The 4,918-nt window shown below is 55.7% G+C and carries 1 tRNA gene and 3 rRNA genes; all 4 read right to left on the bottom strand.

Annotated features, from left to right (window positions below):
* Window positions 1-19: 19 nt before the first annotated feature.
* The 4 genes from rrf to XO10_RS10460 all read right to left on the bottom strand — a co-directional run bounded on the left by rrf (window position 20) and on the right by XO10_RS10460 (window position 4,781).
* Window positions 20-133: ribosomal RNA gene (rrf, locus tag XO10_RS10445) — 5S ribosomal RNA — on the bottom strand.
* A gap of 34 nt (window positions 134-167) precedes the next feature.
* Window positions 168-3,086: ribosomal RNA gene (locus XO10_RS10450) — 23S ribosomal RNA — on the bottom strand.
* A gap of 30 nt (window positions 3,087-3,116) precedes the next feature.
* A tRNA-Ala gene (locus XO10_RS10455) sits at window positions 3,117-3,192 on the bottom strand.
* A gap of 48 nt (window positions 3,193-3,240) precedes the next feature.
* Window positions 3,241-4,781 (bottom strand): 16S ribosomal RNA (locus XO10_RS10460).
* The 16S, 23S and 5S rRNA genes sit together here with 1 tRNA gene alongside, the layout of an rRNA operon.
* Window positions 4,782-4,918: the final 137 nt, after the last annotated feature.

Genomic DNA, 4,918 nt, shown 5'->3' on the forward strand with positions numbered 1-4,918 from the left:
ACTGGGGGAAAAATAAAAAGAGGGGCGCTACCTACTCTCGCATGGACAAGCCATACTACCATCGGCCCGGATATGCTTAACGGTCGGGTTCGGGATGGGTCCGCGTGTTCCCATATCCGGTATCTGCACCCCTCAATCTCTCATTCACATGTGCATAGTTACTCAATAAGGTCAAGGCCTCGGGCTATTAGTACCGGTCGGCTCAATACATCACTGTACTTACACCTCCGGCCTATCTACGTCCTAGTCTCGAACTGCCCTTACCTCCATATGGAGTGGGAAACCTCATCTCGGGGCCCGTTTCCCGCTTAGATGCTTTCAGCGGTTATCGGTCAGGTACGTGGCTACTCAGCTCCTGCTCCTGGCGGAACAGCTGATTTACCAGTGGTACCCTCACACCGGTCCTCTCGTACTAGGTGTGACCCCCCTCAAGTTTCCTACGCCCGCAGCAGATAGGGACCGAACTGTCTCACGACGTTCTGAACCCAACTCACGTACCGCTTTAATGGGCGAACAGCCCAACCCTTGGGACCTACTTCAGCCCCAGGATGCGATGAGTCGACATCGAGGTGCCAATCCGCGCCGTCGATATGAACTCTTGAGCGCGATAAGCCTGTTATCCCCGGGGTAACTTTTATCCGTTGATCGACGGCCCTTCCACTCGGATCCGCCGGGTCACTAAGACCGTGTTTCCACCCTGCTCGACCTGTCAGTCTCGCAGTCAGGCAGGCTTTTGCCTTTACACTCTCCTGTGGATTTCCAACCCACATGAGCCTACCTTCGCGCACCTCCGTTACTCTTTAGGAGGCGACCGCCCCAGTCAAACTGCCCACCTAACACTGTCCCATCAGTGCTCTTCACACTCAATGGTTAGTAACCCATCATGCTGAGGGTGGTATCCCACCGGCGGCTCCACCTACCCTGGCGAGCAGGTTTCTCTGCCTCCCACCTATCCTGTACACAACATGACAAGTTACAATGTCAGGCTACAGTAAAACTCCACGGGGTCTTTCCGTCTAACTGCGGGTACTGGGCATCTTCACCCAGTCTGTAATTTCACCAGGCCCTCCGCTGAGACAGTGCCCAAATCGTTACGCCATTCATGCAGGTCGGAACTTACCCGACAAGGAATTTCGCTACCTTAGGACCGTTATAGTTACGGCCGCCGTTTACCGGGGCTTCGGTTCGTTGCTCTCACAACTCCCCTTAACCTTCCGGCACTGGGCAGGCGTCAGACCCTATACTTCCTCTTTCCGAGTTCGCAGAGTCCTGTGTTTTTGGTAAACAGTCGCCTGGGCCTTGTCACTGCGACTCCCCGGTGCAGTTGCCCACACCAAGGAGCACCCCTTCTCCCGAAGTTACGGGGCTATTTTGCCGAGTTCCTTAGCGGAGGTTAGCCTGCTCCCCTTAGCCTTCTCAGCTCACCCACCTGTGTCGGTTTTCGGAACGGGCATGTATATACTCAACGATAAGCGAGGCTTTTCTTGGCAGCCGGGCTACCACCTCGTTGGACTTATGTCCTCCCCTTCACGCTTCAGACTCCAGTAGCGGATTTACCTACTACCTTCTCTGTCCTTTGCGCTTGGATGAGCGTGCCACTTGCTCACGAGGCTTCGCCTTCTGCGTCCCCCCTCTTATCTCGTATATACATGGCACTGGATTCTTTACCAGTTTCCCATCGGTTACTCCTTTCGGATTCACCTTAGGTCCCGGCTTACCCTGGGCGGACGACCCTTCCCCAGGTACCCTTGGGCTTTCGGGGGGAGGGATTCTCACCCTCCTCTCGTTACTCATGCCCACATCCGCTCTTGTGCTTCGTCCAGTAATCCTCACGAATTACCTTCTCCCTACTGCACAATGCTCCCCTACCAATCCGCAGATTCCGCAGCTTCGGCGTACGGCTTCAGCCTCCTTACATTTTCGGCGCAGTCCGCCTCAACCGGTGAGCTGTTACGCACTCTTTTAATGATGGCTGCTTCTAAGCCAACATCCCGGCTGTCTCTGGCAGTCCACTACCTTTCACACTTAGCCGTCTCTTCGAGACCTTAGCTGGCGGTCTGGGCTGTTTCCCTCTCGACCATGGAGCTTTTCCCCCACAGTCTGTCTCCCGTACATCAACTAACGGTATTCGGAGTTTGACAAGTTTCGGAGGTTACCCCCCTACGCCTATCAGTGCTCTACCCCCGTTAGTCTTGTACGAGGCCGTGCCTACACACGTTTCGGGGAGATCCAGCTATCACCAGGTTCGGTTGGCTTTTCACCCCTATCCACAGGTCATCCGAATGCGTTTCACTGCATACCGGTTCGGGCCTCCATTGCGTTTCACCGCAACTTCACCCTGCCCATGGATAGCTCACCTGGCTTCGGGTCTGCATATACTGACTATCCGCCCTCTTCAGGCTCGCTTTCACTTCGGCTTCGCCTCTCCCGGCTTAACCTCGCCAGTACATGCAATTCGTGGGCACATTAATCAAAAGGCACGCGGTCACTCTCTCGAGCTCCCACTTCTTGTAGGCTTACGGTTTCAGGTTCTCTTTCACTCCCCTCCCGGGGTCCTTTTCACCTTTCCCTCACGGTACTTCTACGCTATCGGTCGACGGGTAGTATTTAGCCTTGGATGGTGGTCCACCCTGATTCACGCAGGATTCCTCGTGTCCCACGCTACTTGGGATCATAATCCAGCCACTCACATGTATTTCGCCTACGGGGCTTTCACCCTCTCCGGCATACCTTCCCAGGTATTTCGGCTATACATGCTTCGTGACCGAGCCTCGTGCTGTCGGCTCCGATTATGTCCCGCTACCCCATACTGGCAACGGCAGCACCCTTTTACACCAGTATGGTTTGGGCTCCTCCCCTTTCGCTCGCCACTACTCAGGGAATCTCTCTTGATTTCTTTTCCTCCGGGTACTAAGATGTTTCCCTTCCCCGGGTTCGCCTCCCTTTCGGGATCTTTTGGGTTCCCCCATTCGGACATCCACGGATCTACGCTCGCTTGCAGCTCCCCGTGGCTTTTCGCAGCTTGCCACGTCCTTCTTCGCCTCCCGTCGCCTAGGCATCCGCCGTAAGCCCTTTTTACCTTGACCTTATCTTTCACTATGCACTTGTCAATGAGCTGGTGGAGTAGAGGGGACTTGAACCCCTAACCTTCTGCGTGCAAGGCAGACGCTCTCCCAGTTGAGCTACTACCCCTACTCCTTCACTACTGAACAGAGACACCCATTCCTTTTTTCTCCTTAGAAAGGAGGTGATCCAGGCGCACCTTCCGGTACACCTACCTTGTTACGACTTAGCCCCCCTCGCTGACTCCACCCTCGATAGCTGGCCTCCTTTCGGTTAGCCTCACCATCTTCGGGCGTTTCCAACTCGGGTGGCTTGACGGGCGGTGTGTACAAGACCCGGGAACGTATTCACCGCAGTGTGGCTGACCTGCGATTACTAGCGATTCCGGCTTCATGCAGTCGGGTTTCAGACTGCAATCTGAACTGGGGTAGGGTTTCTGGGATTCGCTCCACCTCTCGGCCTCGCTGCCCTCTGTCCCTACCATTGTAGCGCGTGTGTCGCCCAGGACATAAGGGGCACGATTACCTGACGTCATCCCCTCCTTCCTCCGCCTCGTCGGCGGCTGTCCCGTTAGCGTTCCCACCCTAAGTGCTGGCAACTAACGGCAAGGGTTGCGCTCGTTGCGGGACTTAACCCAACACCTCACGGCACGAGCTGACGACGGCCGTGCACCACCTGTATAGGCTCCCGGTACCGAAGTACCGGGTCCCCTGCATCTCTGCAGAGTACCACCTATATGTCAAGCCCTGGTAAGGTCCTTCGCTTAGCTTCGAATTAAACCACACGCTCCACCGCTTGTGCGGGTCCCCGTCAATTCCTTTGAGTTTCATCCTTGCGGACGTACTCCCCAGGCGGCCCACTTATCGCCTTAGCTTCAGCACGAACGGTACTACCGCTCACACCTAGTGGGCATCGTTTACGGCTAGGACTACCCGGGTATCTAATCCGGTTTGCTCCCCTAGCTTTCGGGCCTCAGCGTCAGGTTTGCCCCAGGAGACCGTCTTCACCACCGGCCTTCTTACCTGTATCTACGCATTTCACCGCTACACAGGTAATTCCGTCTCCCTCTAGCAACCTCAAGTCTAACAGTTTCAGACGCATTTCCCTGGTTGAGCCAGGGCCTTTTACATCTGACTTATTAGACCGCCTACACCCCCTTTACGCCCAGTGATTCCGGGCAACGCTCGCCCCCTACGTATTACCGCGGCTGCTGGCACGTAGTTAGCCGGGGCTTTTCCTTACCTACCCTCATCAGATGGCCATTCCCTACCATCCTTATTGTTCGGTAAGTTCAGGAGTTTACGTCCCGAAGGACTTCTTCCTCCACGCGGCGTCGCTGGATCAGGGTTCCCCCCATTGTCCAATATTCCCCACTGCTGCCTCCCGTAGGAGTGGGACCCGTGTCTCAGTGCCCCTGTGGCCGGCCACGCTCTCACGCCGGCTACCCGTCGTCGGCTTGGTAGGCCTTTACCCTACCAACTACCTGATGGGTCGCAGGCAGCTCCTCCAGCCAAGCCTTGGCTCGCTTTCCCCTCTCGGGCTCATCCGGTATTAGCCACCGTTTCCAGTGGTTGTCCCGGTCTGGAGGACACCTTCCTACGCGTTACTCACCCGTTCGCCACTAGTACTACAGCCCGAAGGCTGCCTCCTCGTTCGACTTGCATGTGTTAAGCACGCCGCCAGCGTTCGCCCTGAGCCAGGATCAAACCCTCCATCCAAGATTTCGAGTTCGATCTTAACTCTTTGAATCTACTTCCGCTGGGTGTCTCTGTTCACTTGTCAAGGAGCTTCTCTTCCTCTTCTCTTTTTCTTCCAGACGCTCTCACCCGCGTCCGAGTATATATATTACCACCTT

Origin of the sequence: Marinitoga sp. 1135, from assembly GCF_013363245.1 — a bacterium.
Classification (GTDB): domain Bacteria; phylum Thermotogota; class Thermotogae; order Petrotogales; family Petrotogaceae; genus Marinitoga; species Marinitoga piezophila.